At 71.2% G+C, this 16,832-nt stretch carries 15 protein-coding genes and 1 riboswitch; of the genes, 8 read left to right on the top strand and 7 right to left on the bottom strand.

Annotated features, from left to right (window positions below):
- Nucleotides 1-76: 76 nt before the first annotated feature.
- Nucleotides 77-1,513 (bottom strand): glycine hydroxymethyltransferase, encoded by a 1,437-nt coding sequence (locus tag ACFYPG_RS30860; protein ID WP_355008016.1) that lies wholly within the window; start codon nt 1,511-1,513, stop codon nt 77-79.
- 21 nt (nt 1,514-1,534) lie between these two features.
- A riboswitch (ZMP/ZTP riboswitch) is annotated at nt 1,535-1,624 on the bottom strand.
- Between the two features lie 63 nt (nt 1,625-1,687).
- Between ACFYPG_RS30860 and ACFYPG_RS30855 the strand changes: the two genes are divergently transcribed.
- Nucleotides 1,688-1,819 carry a hypothetical protein gene (locus ACFYPG_RS30855; RefSeq protein WP_387354733.1) on the top strand — a complete coding sequence of 44 codons (132 nt, stop codon included), beginning with the start codon at nt 1,688-1,690 and terminating at the stop codon, nt 1,817-1,819.
- A gap of 94 nt (nt 1,820-1,913) precedes the next feature.
- On the opposite strand, the gene ACFYPG_RS30850 is transcribed toward ACFYPG_RS30855, so the two are convergent.
- The 3 genes from ACFYPG_RS30850 to ACFYPG_RS30840 form a co-directional block, all read right to left on the bottom strand.
- On the bottom strand, nt 1,914-2,414 hold the full coding sequence (locus ACFYPG_RS30850) for a hemerythrin domain-containing protein (protein ID WP_387354731.1): 501 nt from the start codon (nt 2,412-2,414) through the stop codon (nt 1,914-1,916).
- Nucleotides 2,415-2,493: 79 nt separating this feature from the next.
- On the bottom strand, nt 2,494-3,363 hold the full coding sequence (locus ACFYPG_RS30845; RefSeq protein WP_387354729.1) for an NAD(P)H-hydrate dehydratase: 870 nt from the start codon (nt 3,361-3,363) through the stop codon (nt 2,494-2,496).
- On the bottom strand, nt 3,347-4,078 hold the full coding sequence (locus tag ACFYPG_RS30840; RefSeq protein WP_387354727.1) for a histidine phosphatase family protein: 732 nt from the start codon (nt 4,076-4,078) through the stop codon (nt 3,347-3,349). Before ACFYPG_RS30840 ends, ACFYPG_RS30845 begins: the two co-directional genes overlap by 17 nt.
- Before the next feature lie 124 nt (nt 4,079-4,202).
- On the opposite strand from ACFYPG_RS30840, the gene ACFYPG_RS30835 reads away from it, so the two are divergent.
- Together ACFYPG_RS30835 and ACFYPG_RS30830 are read left to right on the top strand one after the other, a co-directional pair.
- On the top strand, nt 4,203-4,529 hold the full coding sequence (locus tag ACFYPG_RS30835; protein WP_387354726.1) for a hypothetical protein: 327 nt from the start codon (nt 4,203-4,205) through the stop codon (nt 4,527-4,529).
- Nucleotides 4,530-4,630: 101 nt separating this feature from the next.
- Complete coding sequence (locus tag ACFYPG_RS30830) at nt 4,631-5,602, top strand: DNA polymerase domain-containing protein (RefSeq protein WP_387354724.1); 972 nt, start codon at nt 4,631-4,633, stop codon at nt 5,600-5,602.
- Between the two features lie 9 nt (nt 5,603-5,611).
- Here the strand turns inward: ACFYPG_RS30830 and ACFYPG_RS30825 are convergent, their stop codons facing one another.
- Entirely contained in the window at nt 5,612-6,118 is a 507-nt protein-coding gene (locus ACFYPG_RS30825) for an Lrp/AsnC family transcriptional regulator (RefSeq protein WP_387354722.1), read from the bottom strand.
- A gap of 105 nt (nt 6,119-6,223) precedes the next feature.
- Here ACFYPG_RS30825 and pdhA point away from each other — a divergent pair, with 105 nt between their 5' ends.
- The 4 genes from pdhA to ACFYPG_RS30805 all read left to right on the top strand — a co-directional run bounded on the left by pdhA (nt 6,224) and on the right by ACFYPG_RS30805 (nt 11,598).
- Entirely contained in the window at nt 6,224-7,390 is a 1,167-nt protein-coding gene (pdhA, locus tag ACFYPG_RS30820; protein WP_387354720.1) for a pyruvate dehydrogenase (acetyl-transferring) E1 component subunit alpha, read from the top strand.
- Nucleotides 7,387-8,391, top strand: a complete 1,005-nt coding sequence (locus ACFYPG_RS30815) for an alpha-ketoacid dehydrogenase subunit beta (protein ID WP_387354791.1) — start codon at nt 7,387-7,389, stop codon at nt 8,389-8,391. Before pdhA ends, ACFYPG_RS30815 begins: the two co-directional genes overlap by 4 nt.
- Entirely contained in the window at nt 8,388-9,740 is a 1,353-nt protein-coding gene (locus tag ACFYPG_RS30810) for a dihydrolipoamide acetyltransferase family protein (protein WP_387354718.1), read from the top strand. Before ACFYPG_RS30815 ends, ACFYPG_RS30810 begins: the two co-directional genes overlap by 4 nt.
- Nucleotides 9,741-9,918: 178 nt before the next feature.
- Nucleotides 9,919-11,598: a right-handed parallel beta-helix repeat-containing protein gene (locus ACFYPG_RS30805; RefSeq protein WP_355008038.1), complete on the top strand. Its 1,680-nt coding sequence runs from the start codon at nt 9,919-9,921 to the stop codon at nt 11,596-11,598.
- Between the two features lie 118 nt (nt 11,599-11,716).
- Here the strand turns inward: ACFYPG_RS30805 and ACFYPG_RS30800 are convergent, their stop codons facing one another.
- Both ACFYPG_RS30800 and ACFYPG_RS30795 read right to left on the bottom strand, forming a co-directional pair.
- Complete coding sequence (locus ACFYPG_RS30800) at nt 11,717-13,816, bottom strand: PQQ-dependent sugar dehydrogenase (protein ID WP_355008022.1); 2,100 nt, start codon at nt 13,814-13,816, stop codon at nt 11,717-11,719.
- A 23-nt stretch (nt 13,817-13,839) separates the two neighbouring features.
- Nucleotides 13,840-14,805, bottom strand: a complete 966-nt coding sequence (locus ACFYPG_RS30795) for a sugar phosphate isomerase/epimerase (RefSeq protein WP_355008023.1) — start codon at nt 14,803-14,805, stop codon at nt 13,840-13,842.
- 639 nt (nt 14,806-15,444) lie between these two features.
- Between ACFYPG_RS30795 and ACFYPG_RS30790 the strand changes: the two genes are divergently transcribed.
- Nucleotides 15,445-16,713, top strand: a complete 1,269-nt coding sequence (locus ACFYPG_RS30790; protein ID WP_387354716.1) for an Ig-like domain-containing protein — start codon at nt 15,445-15,447, stop codon at nt 16,711-16,713.
- The last annotated feature ends 119 nt before the right edge of the window (nt 16,714-16,832 follow it).

The raw sequence follows: 16,832 nt of genomic DNA, 5'->3' as shown, positions 1-16,832 counted from the left end.
TTGTGGTGGTGGGCGAAATTCGCTATCCGCCCTCAATCGGGCACCACAACTCCATGATCGACGCGAGTTGGTCGGGTCAGCTCAGGTCGATGCCGGGGTAGAGCGGGTACGTGGCCAGCAGGTCGGTGGCCTGGCCAGCGATCTTGTCGGCCAGGCCAGCGTCCAGCGTGTACTTCGCCTTCGACGGGGTGCCGTCGGCGTTGGCGCCGGCGGTGGTCTGGGTCAGCACGGTGTGGATCAACTCGGCGGTCTGGTCCATCTCGGCGGTGCCCAGGCCCCGGGTGGTCAGCGCCGGGGTGCCGATCCGGATGCCGGAGGTGTACCAGGCGCCGTTCGGGTCCTGCGGGACCGAGTTGCGGTTGGTGACGATGCCCGAGTCGAGGAGTGCCTGCTCGGCCTGCCGGCCGGTGAGCCCGTAGCCGGACACGTCGATCAGCACCAGGTGGTTGTCGGTGCCACCGGTGACGAGCGTCGCGCCCCGACGCAACAGCCCTTCGGCGAGGGCCTGCGAGTTGTCCACGATCCGCTGGGCGTAGTCGGCGAAGTCGGGCCGGCGGGCCTCGGCGAGCGCGACAGCCTTGGCGGCCATCACGTGCGGCAGCGGCCCGCCGAGCACCATCGGGCAGCCCCGGTCCACCTGGTCGGCCAGCTCGGGCTGGCAGAGCACCATGCCGCCGCGCGGGCCGCGCAGCGACTTGTGGGTGGTGGTCGTGACGATGTGCGCGTGCGGCACCGGGTCGAAGTCGCCGGTGAACACCTTGCCGGCCACCAGGCCCGCGAAGTGCGCCATGTCGACCATGAAGGTCGCGCCGACCGAGTCGGCGATCTCGCGCAGGATCCGGAAGTTCACCTTCCGTGGGTACGCGGAGTAGCCGCCCACCAGGATCAGCGGCTTGAACTCGCGGGCGGCCTCGGCCACCCGGTCGTAGTCGATCAGACCGGTCGCCGGGTCGGTGCCGTAACTGCGCTGGTCGAACATCTTGCCGGAGATGTTCGGCCGGAAACCGTGGGTGAGGTGGCCGCCGGCGTCCAGCGACATGCCGAGCATCCGCTGGTTGCCCAGCTCGCGGCGCAGCGCGAACCAGTCGGCCTCGGTGAGGTCGTTGACCTGGCGGACCTGGGCCTTCTTCAGGGCGGGGGACTCCACCCGGTCGGCGAGCACCGCCCAGAAGGCGACCAGGTTGGCGTCGATGCCCGAGTGCGGCTGCACGTACGCGTGCGCGGCGCCGAACAGCTCCCGGGCGTGCTCGGCGGCGAGGGCCTCGACGGTGTCGACGTTCTGGCAGCCGGCGTAGAAGCGGCGGCCGACGGTGCCCTCGGCGTACTTGTCGCTGAACCAGTTGCCCATGGCCAGCAGGGTCGCCGGGGAGGCGTAATTTTCGCTGGCGATCAGCTTGAGTGACTCCCGCTGGTCGGTCAGCTCGGCGCCGATGGCGTCGGCGACCCGCGGCTCGACAGCCCGGATCACCTCAAGGGCACTCCGGAATGCGGTGGACTCTGCGTTGCGGGACATGCGACCTCCAACAGACGTGCGGCGGAAGGCCCAGGCGCTCGGCAAACGTCCACGTGACGAGGCCGCTCCCCGATGGTTCTCCATCCCCACGCGCCAGTAACGGCCCGGGGAGGATCCTACCGGGCCGGAACCGGCCGTTCGGGCCGCCCTCCGGGAGGCGACCCCGCCAACGTGATGAGGGGTGATCAGACGATCACCGCCGGCTCGCTGATCAACAAGGTGCAGACCGCCGCCGGCAAGATCATTCCGGACCGGCTCAAGTCCGAGCAGCACCGCCGGATGGCCGAACCAGGCTCAGGAAGCTAACCCCCGCCCCCGCCCCGCCCGGGCCGGGGCCGGGCCGGGGCGGCACGACGAAGGGCCCGGCGTTGTGCCGGGCCCTTCGGTGTGAGCGGGTGTCTCAGGCCGTCACCGCATCGAGCGCCTTCTTGATCGCCTTCGGGGCGGTGGGGGTACGCGGTGCGTCCGCGCGCAGCGCGATCATCTTCTCGCCGATCTCCTGGAGCTGCTTGCGGCCCAGCGCGTCGCGGACCTTGGGGAACCACTCCTGCTCTTCCTCCTCGACGTGGTGCGTGACGTTCTCGATCAGCACCGTCGTCTTGGCGTTGAACCGCTCGTCGCCGGCGTCCATGCTGGCCAACTCGGCGCAGAGCACATCGGCGACGTGGTGTTCCTCGTACGACTCGAGGATGTTGTCCTCCAGGTCGGGCAGCAGTCGGCGGACCTCCGGATACATCACCTCGTTCTCCAGGTAGGTGTGCACTGTCAGTGCCTCCAGGATCTGGTCCACCAACTTCTGCCGCTGGTTCGCCGGCCCCTCCTCGGCGTCCTGGAAGGCCTTGAACAGACGGCGCATTTCCTTGTGGTCCTCTTTGAGCAGGACGATGGCATCGGTCGACACCGGTAGGACCTCCCTGACGAGTTTCGGCTGGTGGGGTTCCGGTACCCCGACGTCGAATGCGGAAACAGGTGAAACCGCCTCAGACCATCGCCAGGGTGCGGGGGATCTCGTCGAGCAGCTCCCGAGCCAGAAAGCCGATCCGGCCGTAGCGGGGGATCAGCCGCTGGCCGCTCACCGAGTGCGCGAACGAGCCCCAGCAGGCCGCCTGCGCCGGGTCGGCACCCCGGGACAACAGCCCCGCCAGCAGCCCGGCGAGCACGTCCCCGCTGCCGGAGGTGCCCAGCCCGGCGTCGCCGCTCTCCTCCCGCCAACCCCGCCCGTCCGGTGCGGCCACGTGCCCGTACAGCGACACCACCGCCTCGTACCGGGAGGCCAGTTCGGCCGCCTCGGAGTCCAGGTCGTCGCCCGGCTCCCGCCCGAGCAGGTGCTCGGCCTCGGTGACGTTGGGGGTGAGCACCACGGGTCGACCCGAGCCGACCAGCAGGTCCGGTGAGTGGCTGAGCGCACCGAGGGCGTACGCGTCGAGGACCAGCGACGTGTCCGGGCGGGCCGCCTCCAGGACCAGGCTCAGCAGACGGTTGGTCTCGTCGATCGCCTTCAGGCCGGGGCCGATCGCCACCACGTCGGCCTGCGCGACCAGGTCGCCGAGCTGACCGTCCCGGTCGCCGGCGACCGCACCGTCGGTGGTTTCCGGCAGGCCGACCACGAGCGCCTCGGGCACCTGGATGCTCAGCGCCGCCGCGGTGGACTCGGCGGCGGCGAGCTGGAGCACCCCGGCACCGGCGCGCAAGGCGGCCACTCCGGCGAGCAGCACCGCGCCCGGCGTGAAGCGGGAACCGCCGACCACCAGCACGGTGCCCCGGCTCTCCTTCCCGCCCACCGGCACAGGCAGTGCCCAGTCCCGCAGCAACGCCGGGGTGATCACCTTCACCTCAGACCGGCTCGGCATGGATCTCGTCCTCCCTGGTCGGCTGGGCGCCCTGCTGACGCAGGTGCGCGACATCGTTGAAGGCGGTGACGGCAAGGCGGCCGTCGTCGTCCGCCGACCACTCCGTGATCGAACAGTTGGCGATCACGTCCTGCCGGGTGAGCGCCATCAACTCGTCCTCGGTCAACCCCTCCAGCAGATAGCGAAGCAGGAAGACCAGCGCGTCGTGGCCGAAGAGCAGCACCCGGCAACCGTCGTGGTCACGGCGCAGGTCGCCCAGCAGCGTCCGCAGCCGCAACGCCACATCCGTCCAGGACTCCCCGCCCGGCGGCCGGTAGTAGAACTTGCCCAACCGCTCCCGACGTTCGGCCTCGTCCGGGTACCGCCGGCGCACCCCGTGCCCGGTCAGCCCGTCGAGGATGCCCAGCTCCCGGTCGCGCAGCCGTTCGTCGCGGTGGACGGGAATGTCGGTGCCGGCCAGCGCCAGCCGCGAGGTCTGCACCGCGCGCAGGTACGGCGACACGACCGCCACATCCGGGCGCCTCGCGTCCGGCAGCTCGGCCAGCCAACGGCCGGTTGCCCGGGCCTGCTCCTCGCCGGTCGCGGAGAGCGGCACGTCGGCGTCGCGATGGGTGAGGTCGATCAGCTCCGCGCCCGACGCCTCGGCGTGCGTCGCCGCGACGTTCGCGGTGCTCTCGCCGTGCCGGACGATCCAGAGGTTTGCCAGTTCCGCCATGCGGCCCCCCTACCCGGGCGCCGCCGGCGGTAACCGTGTCCGGTGGTCGCTGTCGGTTTCGGGGCAGCACCGCGACCTGGTGATGCGAAACAATGTGCGCCGGACAGGTGACGGGGGTCGATAAATGGCTGTCTTGCGAGGTCTGCGGGAAGCGGTCCTGTTGTTCGTTGTGGTCGGGGCGGTGGTCGCGGTCGGGGCGATGATCTGGGTGGCGGTCGCCGGCGGTGACTACGGCGCTCGGCTGGGCATCGGGTTGGTTGTGGTGGGCGGGCTCATCGGCATGACGGGCGATCTGACGATGAGTCGGATCGGCATGCTCGGCCCGCGCGCCACCTTCGGTGCCGCGCCGGAGCGGGAGACGGGCGGCGGAGGGCGCGTGCTCACCGGGGTCGGCATCTTCCTCTTCGTCGGGCTGCCACTGGTCGTGGTCGGCGTGCTGCTGCTCACCTGAGCGAGCGCGTCATCGCTGCCGTCGACGCCCAGCTCCGTCGGCGCCGCGCCAGTGTCCGTTCGGTGGCCGTACGGGGCGCTTGTGCGTCGTACCCTCAGGGCGTGGCCACGGCGGCGGAGGAGATCCAGGTGGGGGAGCGGCTGGTCCGCGTCTCCAGCCCCGACAAGCCGTACTTCCCGGAGCGTGGGCTGACCAAGCTGGACGTGGTCCGCTACTTCCTGGCGGTGGGCGACGGCATCCTGCGCGCGTTGCGGGACCGGCCGACAATGCTGGAACGCTGGCCCCGCGGTGTCTTCGAGGGCGCGACGATCGCCACCCGGCAGACCAACCGGGGCGACGCGTTCTACCAGAAGCGGTTGCCGGCCGGGGCGCCCGAGTGGGTGCGAACGGCGCACATCACGTTCCCCAGTGGCCGGACGGCCGACGAGGTCGCGCCGAGCGAGTTGGCAGTGGTCATCTGGGCGGCCAACCTGGGCACCCTGCGGTTCCACCCGTGGCCGGTCACCGCCGCCGACGTGGAACGCCCCGACCAGTTGCGCATCGACCTGGACCCGATGCCCGGCGTCGGCTTCGAGCAGGTGGTGCCGGTGGCGCACGAGGTGCGGGCGCTCCTCGCCGAGCTGGGCATGACCGGGTACCCGAAGACGACCGGCGGTCGCGGGCTGCACGTCTACCTGTCGATCGAGCCGCGGTGGAGCTTCGGTGACTGCCGTCGGGCGGTGCTCGCGCTGGGCCGGGAGATGCAGCGCCGGCTGCCGGACCTGGTCACCACCACCTGGTGGCGCGACCAACGGGACCGGCCGGTCTTCGTGGACTACAACCAGATGGCCCGGGACCACACGGTGACCTCGGCGTACTCGATCCGGCCGACGCCCGCCGCGCTGGTCTCCGCGCCGCTGGACTGGTCGGAGCTGGACCAGGCCCGTCCGGAGGACTTCGACGTGCTCAGCATGCCGACCCGGTTCGCCGAGCGCGGCGACCCGCACGCCGGCCTCGACGGTGACCGGCACTCGCTGGAACCGTTGCTGGAGTTGGCCGACCGCGACGGGCTGGAGGCCCCGCCGGAGCGCTGAGGCCGGCGGTCACGCCCAGGGGCTGCCAACCCCGTCGAACTCCTCGAAGACCAGCCAGGTGCGGGTGGACAGCACCCCCGGAATGCTCTGCACCCGACCCAGCACCACGTCGCGCAGCGCGGCGTTGTCCGGCGCGCGCACCAGCGCGAGCACGTCGTGGTCACCGCCGAGCAACGCGGCGTGCTCGATGTAGCGCACCTGGGCCAGCTCGGCCGACACCTCCCGCCAGGTGTTCTGCTCGATGGTCAGGGCGATGTAGGCCGAGGTGCCCAGCCCGGCCGCCTCGGGTGCCACCTGGGCCCGGAACCCGGTGATCACCCCGTCGCGCAGCAACCGCTCCACCCGCGCGTACGCGTTGGTGCGGGAGATGTGGATCCGCTCGGCGAGGGTACGCACCGACGTCCGACCGTCGCGGACCAGCTCGTCGAGGATCCGCCGGTCGACCTCGTCCAACGCTCGGGCCGATCGTCCCGATCCCGCGCCCCGGCCTGCTTCGTCGGCGGTCTCCTGGCTCACTGGTACGCCCTCCGCATGCCAACCGTCCCGCCTTCTGTGTCGATCTTGAGTCAATCATCCACAAGCGGAAGCATAGGCTCACCACACGTCCCAGGAGGTTCCGCCGTGACGACCACTCCCCAGGCGGTCCGCAGGGCATCCCCGCGCACCCGTCGAACGGTCACCCCGCCCGACCCGGCGCGCTCGTTGCTACCGGACGCCGAGCCGGTCCGCCTGCTCGCCGAGAACGGCACGCCGCTGCCCGCCCGCGCCGACTACCCCGAACCACCCGCCGAGGTGCTGCGCGAGCTGTACCGCCGGATGGTGCTCGGCCGCCGCTTCGACACCCAGGCGACCGCCCTGACCAAGCAGGGTCGGCTGGCCGTCTACCCGTCCTCGCGGGGCCAGGAGGCGTGCCAGGTCGGCGCGGTCCTCGCGGTCCGCGACACCGACTGGGTCTTCCCCACGTACCGCGAGTCGATGGCGCTGGTTGCCCGAGGCATCGACCCCGTCGAGGTGCTCACCCTGCTGCGCGGCGACTGGCACTGCGGCTACGACCCGACCGAGGTGCACACCGCGCCGCAGTGCACCCCCCTCGCCACCCAGTGCGTGCACGCCGCCGGCCTGGCGCACGGCGAGGCGTACCAGGGCCGCGACACCGTGGCGCTGGCCTTCATCGGTGACGGCGCAACCAGCGAGGGCGACTTTCACGAGGGGATCAACTTCGCCGCCGTGTTCAAGGCGCCGGTGGTCTACTTCGTGCAGAACAACAGGTACGCGATCAGCGTCCCGCTGTCCCGGCAGACCGCCGCGCCGTCGCTGGCCTACAAGGGCGTCGGCTACGGCGTACCCAGTGAGCAGGTCGACGGCAACGACCCGGTGGCGGTGCTCGCCGTGCTCACCCGCGCGGTCGCCCACGCCCGGGCCGGCAAGGGACCGTTCCTGGTCGAGGCGCACACCTACCGGATGGAGCCGCACACCAACGCCGACGACGCCAGTCGCTACCGCGACGGCGCCGAGGTCGACGCCTGGCGGGACCGGGACCCGGTCGCCCGCCTGGACACCTACCTGCGCGCCCGCGGAGTGCTCGACGACGCGGCCGTCGCCGAGATCGCCGAGCAGGCCGAGGCGTACGCGGCGGACCTGCGGACCCGGATGAACGAGCAGCCCACAGTCGATCCGCTGAGCCTCTTCGACCACGTCTACGCCGAGCCCACCCCGCAGCTTGTCGAACAGCGTGAGCAGGTCCGCGCCGAGCTGGCCGCCGCGCACGCCGAGGAGGGCGACGCCTGATGGCCACCACCATGGCGAAGGCGCTCAACACCGCGCTCGCCGACGCGCTCGCCGCCGACGACCGGGTCGTCGTCTTCGGTGAGGACGTCGGCGCGCTCGGCGGCGTCTTCCGGATCACCGACGGCCTCCAGGCCCGCTTCGGCGAGAACCGCTGCTTCGACACCCCCCTCGCCGAGGCCGGCATCGTCGGCTTCGCCGTCGGCATGGCCATGTCCGGCCTGCGCCCGGTGGTCGAGATGCAGTTCGACGCGTTCGCGTACCCGGCGTTCGAGCAGATCGCCTCCCACGTGGCGAAGCTGCGCAACCGCACCCGGGGCGCGCTGAGCGTGCCGATCGTCATCCGCGTGCCGTACGCGGGCGGAATCGGCGGGGTCGAGCATCACTGCGACTCGTCCGAGGCGTACTACGCGCACACCCCCGGACTGAAGGTGGTCACCCCGGCGACCGTCGACGACGCGTACTCGCTGCTGCGCGAGGCCATCGAGGACCCCGACCCGGTGGTCTTCATGGAGCCCAAGAAGCTCTACTTCGCCAGCGCCGAGGCGTCCCTGCCGACCCGCAACGAGCCGTTCGGCCGGGCCGTCGTGCGCCGGCCCGGACGCGACGCCACCCTGGTGGCGTACGGGCCGGCGGTGCCGGTCGCGCTGGAGGCCGCCGAGGCCGCCCGGGAGGAGGGATGGGACCTGGAGGTCGTCGACGTACGCACCATCGTGCCGTTCGACGACGAGACCATCAGCGCCTCGGTCCGGCGTACCGGCCGATGCGTGGTGATCCAGGAGGCGCCCGGCTTCGCGGGCGTCGGCGCGGAGATCGCCGCCCGGGTGCAGGAGCGCTGCTTCCACGCGCTGCACGCCCCGGTGCTGCGGGTCGCCGGGCTGGACATCCCCTACCCGGCGCCGATGCTGGAGCACACCCACCTGCCCGGCGTGGACCGGGTGCTCGACGCGGTCGCCCGCCTTCAGTGGGACGACCAGCCGGACGCGCGTTGGGCGGCGGCATGACCACCGTCGAACGGACGCAGGTCTTCCTCCTGCCCGATCTGGGCGAAGGTCTGAGCGAGGCCGAGATCGTCGAGTGGCGGGTCGCCGTGGGTGACGTGGTCACCGTCGACCAGAGCGTGGTCGAGGTGGAGACCGCCAAGGCCGTCGTCGACGTGCCCTGCCCGTACGCCGGCCGGGTGGTCACCCTGCACGGCGCGGCTGGTGAGGTACGCCCGGTCGGCCAGCCGTTGATCACCATCGCGCCGCTGGACGGGGGCGACGAGCCCGCCGGGCACGCCACCTACCGCGAGGAGGAACGGGCCGGCTCGGGCAACGTGCTGATCGGGTACGGCACCGGCCACGGCACCGCCACCCGCCGTCGGCGTCGGCCCCGCCTGGCGGTGGCCCCCGAACCGGCTGACGCCGGCCCGACCGGCGGCACCGGCGCGGCTGCCGGTGCCGCGCCCGGCGGCCAGGCAGCGCCCCCCGCCGCCCTGGTCATCTCGCCGATCGTGCGGCGGCTGGCCCGCGAGCACGGCGTGGACCTCGACACGGTGCGGGGCACCGGACCCGGAGGTGTGATCCGCCGCGCCGACGTGGAGGCCGCGCTGACCGCGCCCGCCGCCCGGCTCGCCGCCGTGCCGGACCCGCAGGTCGGGTCGGCCCCGGCGGGGGACGGCGACGTCATCGTCCCGCTCACCGGCGTCCGCAAGGTGATCGCCGACAAGCTCTCCCGCAGCCGGCGGGAGATCCCGGAGGTGACCATCTGGGTCGACGTGGACGCCACCGGTCTGTTGGAGACCCGCGCCGCGATCAACGCCGCGACGCCCGACGCGCCGGTGAGCATCCTGGCCCTGCTGGCCCGGATCTGCCTCAGCGGACTACGCCGGTTCCCGCAGCTCAACGCCCGGGTCGACAGCGAGGCGCAGCGCATCGTCCAGTCCGCCGGGGTGCACCTCGGCATCGCCGCGCAGACCGACCGGGGGCTCCTGGTGCCGGTGCTGCGCGACGCCCAGCGGCTCACCACCGCCGAGCTGGCCGCCGAACTGGCGGCCACCACGGCCGCCGTGCGGGCCGGCAGCCTGCCCCCGGCCCGGCTGACCGGTGGCACCTTCACCCTGAACAACTACGGGGTGTTCGGTGTCGACGGCTCCACGCCGATCATCAACCACCCCGAGGCGGCCCTGCTCGGGGTCGGGCGGATCGTGGACAAGCCGTGGGTGGTCGACGGGCAGCTCGCCGTCCGCAAGGTGACCCAGCTCAGCCTCACCTTCGACCATCGGGTCTGCGACGGCGGGGTGGCCGGCGGCTTCCTGCGGCACGTCGCCGACTGCGTGGAGCGACCGGCGCTGCTGATCGCCGCCGTCTGACGCGTACCCCCTCGGCCCCGGCGCCGCCTGTGCGGCGCCGGGGCCGGCGCACGCCCAGGGCTCCCCGGCGGTGTCATCGGGCCGGCGGCGTCATCGGGTCGGGGTTTCCCGGCGGCCTCACCGGGAAGTCGGCCCCGCCGGAACGCACCGCACGCGTCGAAGGGAGCCCGCCGTGGCCGTGGCGAACGAGCTGCTGTTGAACTCGGTCCGGGTACGACGGCCCGCCTCGGCCGGCGCGCCGCTGTACTGCGACGCGCTGGAGTACGGGCTGACCGGTGACGGCGCGACCAACGACCAGCCGGCGCTGGCCGCCCTCGTGGACCGCCTCGGCGCCGGGTACGCCTCGGACGGACGGGCCCGGGTCATCTACTGCCCGCCGGGCATCTACTCGATCCGGGACGCGGGCACCGTGTGGCGCAGCGGTGTGTCGCTGATCGGGGCCGGCCCGGCGGCGACCCGGTTCATGCTCAGCAACGAGGGCAACCGGGCCGACCCCACCCCGTTGGCCTTCTGGACCACCGTGCAGCACGGCGCCGACCGGGACCGGCACATCGCCGACTGCACCTTCTCCGACTTCCAGATCGACGGCTCCGGCGTCGCCATGGCCGAGTACAACTACCTGGCCAAGGGCCTCGGCCTCCAGTACGTGGTGCGGGGCGTCTTCCGCAACCTCTACATCCACCACACCGCCGCCACCGGGCTGGGCTGCGACTTCCTCCAGGACTCCCTGATCGACGGCGTGGTGGTGGTCGGCTGTGGCCGACTGGACAACGGCGAGCAGATGGGTGGCGCCGGCATCGGGATCGGTATCGGCGGCTGGGGAGCGGTGGAGCGGCTGACCATCGCCAACTGCACCGCCCTGGCAAACGGCACCAACGGAATCTTCCTGGAGCTGCAGAAGGACTACTGGGCGCCGCCACGCGGCTACCGCATCGTCGGCTGCCACAGTCAGGGCAACCGCTTCGGCATCTCCGACTGGGGCGCCGACGGCCTGATCGTCTCCGCCTGCACCATGACCGGAAACCTGGAGACCGGGTTCGACGTGTCGGCGCAGGGCACCTCGTCGGTGGCCGGCCGGGGTGGGCTGCTCACCGACTGCGTCATCGACGGCAACATGTACGACGGGGTCAGCATCGGTAACAGCCCTGGCCCGTACACCGTCCGAGGCAACCGGATCAGCGGCAACGGCCGGCACGGTTATCACTCGCACGACCTCGGGCGCGGCTACCGGGGCTCGATCCGGGACGTGGTGATCGAGAGCAACGAATTCTGGGGCAACGGCCTCGACGCGATCCGGATCGACCACCAGATGACCGACGCGGTGCTGCTCAACAACCGGATCCGCAACAACGGACGGCAGTACGGCGAGGGCACCGGAGGTACCGGTGACACCGTCCGCTACAGCGAGCGGTCCCTGGTGGACCGGTCGGCCAACTGGCCGCACGACGGGCACCGGGGCAAGGTCCTGCGGGTCGGGAAGGCAGTGGCCATGGTGGCCTCCAACACCGGCGACGAACTCACCCTCGCCCCGGTCCGCCCGGACGCGTTCAGCGCGTGGAGCGGGGACGTACCACCGCCGGGATGCGGATACGAGCTGGCCGCCGCACCGAAGCTGCGGGCCGGTATCACCGTCGACGCGCCGTTCGACTCGGCCACCATCCGGGGCAACCGGGTGTGGGACAACCACGACAACCCGACCCAGACGCACGGGCTGTGGATCACCGATCGGGGCAGTTGCGTGGACTGCCGGGTCGAGGACAACGACCTGGCCGGCAACGCCGACGAGGGCATGCGACTGGACACCCCGCCGGTGGGCGGACGGTGGCGGGACAACCACGTGGACAGCGACTGGAGCTGACCCGACGTCGGTCGCCGTCGGGACGCCAGGGTCATGGTGACGGCGAGATCCGGACGCTGAACGACGGGCGGCGGCGGCCGGAAGGATCCGGCCGCCGCCACTGTCGTGGTGAAACCGATCAGCCGGCCAGACCGGCAACCGGGGTCGGGTCCAGCACCACAGTCGCCGAAGCGGACTGCGGGGGTACGCCCGGGTCGGTCGGGGCGTCGGTGTACTCCGCGACGAACACCGCGGTCAGGTTGTCCGCGCCGCTGTGCCCACCGTCGAGGAAGGTGGGGATGCTTCCGGAGCAACCCGTCGAGGTGGACAGCGGGTGCCCGTGCTCATCGTGCCCGAGCACGTAGGTGACCTTCACCCGGGAGCAGTCCACCGGCAGGTCGTCGGTGACCTTCACCTCGTACGCGACGGTCTGCCCGAACTGGAACGGCTGCCCGGCCTCCGGGGCGACGAACTCGATGACCGGCGCGGTCGGCCCGACCACCAGCGGCAGGGACGCCGAGGCGGACCGTCCGGTGCGGTCGGTGACCTTCAACGTCGGCGTGTACGAGCCGTTCTCCGGGAACGTCCAGCTCGCGTTCGGAGCGGTGCTGTCCACCGAGCCGTCCGCGTTGAAGTCCCACGCGTAGCTGAGCTTGTCACCGTCCGGGTCGGTCGTGCCGGCGCTGGAGAACGCGACGGTCAGCGGGGCCTGCCCAACGGTCGGGGTGCCACTGATCTTCGGGATCGGCGTCCGGTTGCCCCGCACGAAGTCGATCCGGGACAGCTGCGCGTCCGGGTTCTCAGCGAAGTAACCGTCGCCGTACTCCAGGACGTAGAGCGCGCCGTCCGGGCCAAACTCCATGTCCATCGGGTTGTCCACGACCAGCGACGGCGCCACCGGACGGATGTCGTCGACATCGCCGTCCTCGTCGAGGCGGAACTCCTTGATGTAGTCGCGGGACCACTCGTAGAACAGCGGCACCCCGTCGTAGTAGGCCGGCCAGCGGGTGCGCGACGTGCTGGTCCCGTCGTACTCGTACGCCGGACCACCCATCGGAGAGATGCCGCCGGAGCCCAGCTGCGGGAACTCGGCCGAGGGGGCGGCCGCGTACCAGACCTCCGGCTGCTCGACCGGCGGCAGCACGCGCTTGCCGGTGTTGTGCGGTGAGTCGTTGACCGGGCGCTTGCAGTTGAACGTGGCGCCGGACTCACCGGTGGCGAAGTCGTAGTCGCGGTAGGCGATCGTCGGCGTCACGCAGTACGGCCAGCCGTAGTTCGCCGGCTTGTCGACGCGCATCCACCGACCGTGCCCGGCCGGCCCGCGCTCGGGGTCCGGGTTGGACGCGTCCGGGGAGTAGTCGCCCACGTACACGTCATCGGTCCGCTTGTCGACGGAGAACCGGAACGCGTTGCGCAGCCCCATCGCGTAGATCTCGGGGCGGGTCTGCGCCGTGCCGGCCTTGAACAGGTTGCCGGCCGGCACCGTGTAACCACCACCGGCCTTGACCTTGATCCGCAGCAGCTTACCGCGCAGGTCGTTGGTGTTGGCCGAGGTGCGCTGGGCGTCGTACGCCGGGTTGCGGTCGGCCCGCTCGTCGATCGGGATGTAGCCGTCGGAAGCGAACGGGTTGGTGTCGTCACCCGTCGACAGGTACAGGTTGCCCTTGCTGTCGAAGTCGATCTGGCCGCCGACGTGGCAGCAGATGCCCCGGTCGGTGGGCACGTCGATGATCTGCTGCTCGCTGGCGAGGTTCAGCTTCTGCCCGTCCAGCTTGAACCGGGACAGCCGCAGCGCGCCCTTGAAGCGCTGCCAGTCCGCCTCGGTGCCGGTCTCCGGCGCGTCCCCCTCGTTGACGCCGGGAGTCGCCGGGTCATCCACCGGCGTGTCCATCGGCGGCGAGTAGTAGAGGTACACCCACTTGTTCTGGGCGAAGTTCGGGTCGATGGCGACGCCCTGCAACCCCTCCTCGTCGTGCTCGTACACCGGAATGTCGGCGGCGATGGTGTTCAGCCCGGTGCGCGGGTCGTGGATGCGGACCTCACCGGTACGGGAGGTGTGCAGCACCCGCAGGTCGGGCAGGACGGCGAGGCTCATCGGCTCGCCCGGGAAGTCGTTCAGTGTCACTTTCTGGAAGCTGCTGTCCGGCGGCGCGGCTGGCGCTGCGGACGCTGCCGACGGTGGTACGGCCAGACCGGCCGTCACCAACAGCAGGGCGGACGCGAATGCGGTCCTGTTCATCAGGTGAGTCCCCCGGGGTGGTTTCAGTACCGAAGTGAAGCGAGATAGTCGAAGCCGACGCGAGCGGTGTCCAGGGCGTCGGCGGGGGAGCGCGGCGCGGTGCCCGCGTCGTCGCGCTCCACGATGTACTCCTCGATGCCGGCTTCCCGCTCGTGGGCGAAGATGCGGCCGAAATCGATGACGCCGTCGCCGAGGTCGGCGAAACCACCCTCGACGTCGAGGTCCTTGACGTGCACCTGGCGGATCCGGCCGCGGTTGGCACGGATCACGTCGACCGGGTCGTGGGCGCCCCGCCAGGTCCAGTAGAGGTCGAGCTCGAAGTGCACCAGCCGGGAATCGGTCTGCGAGCTGAGGATGTCGAACCCGGTCGAACCGCCGGTCAGCGGCACGAACTCGAGCTGGTGGTTGTGGTAGCCGAAGTCCAGCCCTGCGCGTTCGGCGAGCCGACCGGCGCGGTTCAGGTCCCGAGCCAGGGCCCGGTAGACGGCGGGGTCCCGGATTGGCTGACCGCTCGCGTCCCGACCGAAGTACGGGTGGACGATCTTCTTGCAGCCCACCACGTTGGCGTCGGCGAGAGCCTGCTCCCAGGTGGCGGCGTCGAACGGCTGCGGGATGCCGACGTGACCGGAGGTGGAACGCAGCCCGGCCTCGTCGAGCGCGGCCCGGAACTGTGCGGCGGTGCGTCCGACGAAACCGGCGTGCTCCACTCGCCGGTAGCCGATGCGACGCAGCGCGTCCAGGGTGCCGGGCAGGTCGGCGGCGAGCTGATCACGCAGCGTGTAGAGCTGAATGCTGATCCGGTCCACCGGCACCCGGCGGCGACCCTGGGCCTGCCCGGTGGTTGCGGCGGGCGCGGCGACGGCTGGGCCGCCGAGCAGACCGGCGGCGCCGACAGCGGCCGCGGAGACGGTCGCGGCGCGCAGCACTCCCCGCCGGCTGACCGGCTCGGACGCCGGCGTGGGCCCCGGTCGGTTGAGTTGTTGATCCATGGTGGTGGTCCCTTCCTGACGGCTGGAACGCCGTCGGCGGCGGTCGACCTGACTGCCGTCCGCCGGGCGCGCCGAACCGGCCGGAGGCGGGCTCCGGCTGGACGGTGAGGGACGGCGCGGGTGCGGCCCGGACCCATCGGGAGCGGAACGCGGCGACCCGGCAGAGGTGGCGGCAAGTTGATCGACGAATGGGCAACCCTCTATCTAGATCCAGACCTTACCCTTGCCTCCGGACGAAGGCAAAGCTTTGTCGCGTTCGCCGGAAGTTTCGCTTCAACTGACAAAAGTCCGCCCACGAGGTGCGCCACCGGGCCTGACCTTCTACTTCCCGTGGGGTTCATGGAAGTCGCGGTGTCGGGGCGGCCGGGATGCCCCAACTTCCTTGAAGCCGAGTCGATCATGAGCCGCCGGTCGACGGTGCCGCCGCCTCCGCTCGCCATTCGGACAGTCGACGTTGCGTCGCTCAAGCGGAGCAAAGCGCATGACACGGGTCGGTTGAACCCCTGTTTGGGCCAAGCGGAGCATTGTTGGAAAATGGGTCGATAAATGCGCGGCCAATTATTTCCGAATGCCGCGAATGGTCCCGTCAAGCGGGCAAGAATGTGGCGGAGGGAAGTCGAAAAACGGGGGGACTGAAACATGACGTCTAGGCGGCGATTGACGCTGTTGGCGGTAACCATCGCAGCGGCACCACTCGTCCTGGGTGCGTGCACCGCCGACCGGGGTTCGGCGACCGGCTCGGCCAAGAAGCACGCCGCCCCACCGGAACTCGCCGTGACGCCGGGGGACAAGGCCCGGGACGTCCCGGTCAGCGCCGAGGTGGGCACCGTGGTCAAGGATGGACGGGTCACCGGCGTACGGCTCACCGACGACAAGGGCAAGCAGGTCAACGCCGAACCGCGCGAGGACGGCTCCGGCTGGGTGCCGAGCGCCCCGCTGCAACCACGACGGACCTACACCGCGGAGGTGACCGCGACCGGTGACTCCGGTGCCACCACCACCCGCACCACCACGTTCACGACGATGGCCAAGTCGACCAAGCCGCAGATCACCAGCACCCTCTATTTCAACGGCAATCGGACGTACGGCACGGCGATGCCGGTAACGGTGGCCTTCGACCCAGGAATTCCGAAAGAGGCCAGGGCGGATGTCCAGCGGCGGTTGTTCGTAAAGACGAATCCGCCGCAACCGGGTGCCTGGTCGTGGCTTGAGGATGGGAGTCAGGTCTATTACCGGGCCCCCGATTTCTGGAAGCCGGGGACCACCATCAGTGTCCGGGCCGGTCTGGAGGGTCTGCCGATCGGAAAGAACCTTGTCGGCGACGCCGAGCGGACCGCGACCTCCAAGATCGGACGGCAGGTCTCGCTGGAGATCGACAACGCCACCAAGCAGATGACCGTCCTGCGCGACGGCAAGCAGGTCCGCCGGATCCCGGTGAGCCTGGGTAAGCCGAGCACGCCGAGTTCCAGCGGCAAGATGGTGATCATGGAAAAGCACGAGCGGGTCACCTTCGACACCCGGGGTGAGCCGAACGGTGGCTACGTGGTCGACGTCGACGACGCCCAGCGCTACACCTGGGGCGGCGAGTTCATCCACTCCGCGCCCTGGTCGGAGGGGGACCAGGGCAACACCAACGTCTCGCACGGTTGCGCGAACGTCTCCGCCACCGCGGCCGACTGGTTGATGGGGGTGACACAGGTCGGTGACCTGGTCACCGTCAAGGGCACCGAGGTGGAGCTGCAGCCGGGCAACGGCTGGACCGCGTGGAACGTGAGCTGGGACGAGTTCGCCAAGGGCAGCGCCCTGCCGGTGCCACCCGGGCTCAAGCCCGCGCCGGTCGCCCCGGCGCACCCGGGCGCGGTGGCCGGCGGATCGCCCGCACCGGCACCCTCCGTCAGCGGCCGCTGAGCGGGGAGAACGGGCCGGCCCGCACGACGGCGTGCCGGCCCGGGGGCCCGCGGCCGGGGGGGGGGCCCCCCCCCCCCCGCGCGTTCCCCGTAATGGGCCGCCCCAGGGGCCCTTGACGC

This window comes from Micromonospora sp. NPDC005553 (assembly GCF_042871765.1).
Taxonomy (GTDB): domain Bacteria; phylum Actinomycetota; class Actinomycetes; order Mycobacteriales; family Micromonosporaceae; genus Micromonospora.
Note: the sequence above shows the minus strand (reverse complement) of the source record. Positions and strands in the feature narration are given on the sequence as shown.